At 53.9% G+C, this 3193-nt stretch carries 5 protein-coding genes; 1 reads left to right on the plus strand and 4 read right to left on the minus strand.

Features of this window, described 5'->3' with window-relative positions; genetic code table 11:
* From RTW80_RS31690 to holD, 4 genes are all read right to left on the minus strand, one after another.
* A partial coding sequence (locus tag RTW80_RS31690; RefSeq protein WP_374939837.1) for a hypothetical protein occupies positions 1–65 on the minus strand: 65 nt, incomplete at its 3' end.
* 90 nt (positions 66–155) lie between these two features.
* Positions 156–833, minus strand: a complete 678-nt coding sequence (yjjG, locus tag RTW80_RS23465) for a pyrimidine 5'-nucleotidase (RefSeq protein WP_000870700.1) — start codon at positions 831–833, stop codon at positions 156–158.
* 14 nt (positions 834–847) lie between these two features.
* Positions 848–1294, minus strand: coding sequence for a ribosomal protein S18-alanine N-acetyltransferase (gene rimI, locus RTW80_RS23470; RefSeq protein WP_001092465.1), 447 nt, complete (start codon positions 1292–1294; stop codon positions 848–850).
* Positions 1263–1676 carry a DNA polymerase III subunit psi gene (holD, locus tag RTW80_RS23475; protein ID WP_000204018.1) on the minus strand — a complete coding sequence of 138 codons (414 nt, stop codon included), beginning with the start codon at positions 1674–1676 and terminating at the stop codon, positions 1263–1265. The genes rimI and holD overlap by 32 nt, the downstream gene beginning before the upstream one ends.
* Before the next feature lie 102 nt (positions 1677–1778).
* Between holD and rsmC the strand changes: the two genes are divergently transcribed.
* On the plus strand, positions 1779–2810 hold the full coding sequence (gene rsmC / locus RTW80_RS23480; RefSeq protein WP_001272345.1) for a 16S rRNA (guanine(1207)-N(2))-methyltransferase RsmC: 1032 nt from the start codon (positions 1779–1781) through the stop codon (positions 2808–2810).
* Positions 2811–3193 lie beyond the last annotated feature (383 nt).

The following is a 3193-nucleotide window of genomic DNA, read 5'->3' on the forward strand; positions in this document are numbered from 1 at the left end:
GGGTGAGAAATAATGGCAAAAGTGCGGCGCTTCGCCACCTCTTGCAAATAAGGAGACAACGTCATAATTCTTTCTTCTTGAGTAAGCGGCATCGCGCCGCGCTTGTTGAAAACGAAAAATTGCGGCTATTTTACCCATCAACGGGGGGGAGGCAATCAGTGTTTACACAGGAGCTGCTCCAGTTCGTGCAACGAAGAAACGGTCCAGGTGGGCGCGATGCCTTCTGGTTGCTCGCGATGGTGCGCATTCAGCCAGCAGGTCGCAAGCCCGGCGTTGATGCCACCGAGAATATCGGACTCGGCAGTGTCGCCAACCATCAGCACGCGTGAACGGTCAGGATTGCCCGCCTGTTCCAGCGCATAATCGAAAATTTTCTTATTCGGTTTGGCAACGCCAACTTCTTCGGAAATCACCAGCAAATCGAAGTAATCACGCAGGCCCGTGCGTTCCAGACGCACTTGCTGCAAGGCGCTAAAGCCGTTGGTGATGATGCCGATTTTGGCGTTGCCACGAATGGCGTTAAGCAGAGAAACCGCGCCCGGCAGCGGCGTGCAGATTTCCGCCATCGCATTAATAAAGGCATCGTTAAGCAAGCCTGCTTCAACTTTCAGCCGTTCGGCCCAGCTCTCAAAACGCCCGTGCTGAAGCTGTAATGAAGTGATCGCGCCGTTTTGATAATCCACCCACAGTGGCTTGTTAACGGCCTGATAGTCCTGAAAATCTTCAGCGGTAAAGGTGACGCTGTAATCAAGAAACATCCGCTGCAGGCCGGTGAATGAGTCAAAGGTAAACAGCGTTTCATCGGCATCAAAGAAAATCCAGTCCCACTTCATTATTCCACCTTGTCTTACATACTGATTGGCAACGCCATGATGATGGCGTCTTCGCGACCGTCCGTGGTGGGGTAGTAATTGCGGCGAATCGTCGCCTCGTTAAAGCCTAAACTTTCGTACAGGGCAATGGCGGCAGCATTTGAGGCACGGACTTCCAGCCATAGTGTCGCCACGCCGCGTTTTTCCAGTTCGTCGATCAGATGTTCCAGCAGCACCCTTCCCAATCCCTGACGCTGATAGTCAGGATCGACCGCAATATTGAACAATGTAGCTTCATCCAGCACCACTTGCGTAATCGCAAACGCCGCCATTTTGCCGTTTTGCGTTAACTGAAAGTTGAGATAACGCTCGCCCTGGTTGCTGGCAAAGGTTTTTTCACTCCACGGAAAGGCGTGGGCGCGTTGTTCAATGTGGTAAGCCGCCGGTAAATCAGTCGTTTCGAGGGAAGAAATCGTGTTCATATGTGCAAATTTGTTGCCATAACGCGGCGCGTGCCGTTGGGTTTGCCCGTAATTCGGTGAGCGCCGGTGATGCCACCTGAGCGCCTTCCAGTGATAGCGGTTCGTCAGTACCCAACCGCCAGCTGTTGCAGCGACTGCCTTGCGGCAGCATCGCGATTTTTTCTGGCGTCAGTTGCAGCACTTGATCGGGGCTGACGGTTAATGCGCGCAGAACATCGCTCACTAAAGGATCGGTCAGGGCGGGAAGATCGTTTGCCACCATCACCAGACGGACGTGTGCCGGGATCGCAATGGCAATCTCCCCCTGCAACGCGCCAGGGCGACGCAGCGACCACTGGGTAATGCCCAGTTGCTGTAACTGCCAGTCTCGTCGGGATGTCATAGCGAATCGCTCCTGTTGTCAGGGGCGCAAATATAGCAAATTCGTCGATACCGCGCCAACATATGGCTATAATCGCCGCCAGTATCAATTGAGGAGCATTCCATGTCTGCATTTACCCCGGCAAGTGAAGTCTTGCTGCGTCACAGTGATGATTTCGAACAAAGCCGTATTCTGTTTGCCGGAGACTTACAGGATGACCTGCCCGCGCGTTTAGATACCGCGGCCAGCCGTGCTCATACCCAGCAATTCCACCACTGGCAGGTATTAAGCCGCCAGATGGGGGATAACGCCCGTTTCAGTCTGGTCGCCACGGTGGATGACGTCGCAGATTGCGATACGCTGATTTACTACTGGCCGAAGAACAAACCGGAAGCCCAGTTCCAGTTGATGAATTTACTTTCTCTGCTGCCAGTGGGGACAGATATTTTTGTCGTTGGCGAGAACCGCAGCGGCGTGCGCAGCGCCGAGCAGATGCTGGCAGATTATGCGCCGTTGAATAAAGTCGACAGCGCTCGTCGCTGTGGCCTCTATTTTGGTCGTCTGGAAAAACAGCCGGTATTTGATGCCGATAAATTCTGGGGCGAATACAGCGTCGATGGCCTGACGGTCAAAACGCTGCCTGGCGTGTTTAGCCGCGACGGTCTGGATGTCGGTAGCCAGTTGCTGCTCTCGACGTTAACCCCGCACACGAAAGGTAAAGTGCTGGATGTCGGCTGTGGCGCGGGTGTGCTTTCAGTTGCCTTTGCGCGCCATTCGCCGAAAATTCGTCTCACCTTGTGCGATGTCTCTGCGCCAGCGGTAGAAGCCAGCCGCGCAACACTTGCGGCCAACGGTGTTGAAGGTGAAGTCTTTGCCAGCAACGTCTTTTCCGAGGTGAAAGGTCGTTTTGATATGATCATCTCCAACCCGCCGTTCCACGATGGGATGCAAACCAGCCTGGATGCGGCGCAAACGCTGATTCGCGGCGCGGTGCGTCATCTTAATAGCGGCGGCGAGCTGCGAATTGTAGCGAACGCCTTCCTGCCTTACCCGGACGTGCTGGATGAGACATTTGGCTTCCATGAAGTGATTGCGCAAACCGGGCGTTTCAAGGTGTATCGCGCCATTATGACCCGCCAGGCGAAGAAAGGTTAATTATCTCGCCGAATACCGTGTCGGATGCGGCGTGAACGCCTTATCCGACCTACAAAACCTGCACGTTAGCCCTTCGTAGGCCAGATAAGACGCGCCCGCGTCGCATCTGGCATCTGCACCCAAATACCGTGTCGGATGCGGCGTGAACGCCTTATCCGACCTACAAAACTACCAAACCTGCACGTTAGTTTCCTGATGGACATTTTTCCAGCAATTACACCTCCGGCGATAATTAACTATTGACGAAAAGCTGAAAACCACTAGAATGCGCCTCCGTGGTAGCAATTCTTTTTAAGAATTGATGGTATGCGAAGGTGGCGGAATTGGTAGACGCGCTAGCTTCAGGTGTTAGTGTCCTTACGGACGTGGGGGTTCAAGTCCCC

The organism is Escherichia sp. AM3, from assembly GCF_032029835.1.
Taxonomy (GTDB): Bacteria; Pseudomonadota; Gammaproteobacteria; order Enterobacterales; family Enterobacteriaceae; genus Escherichia; species Escherichia coli.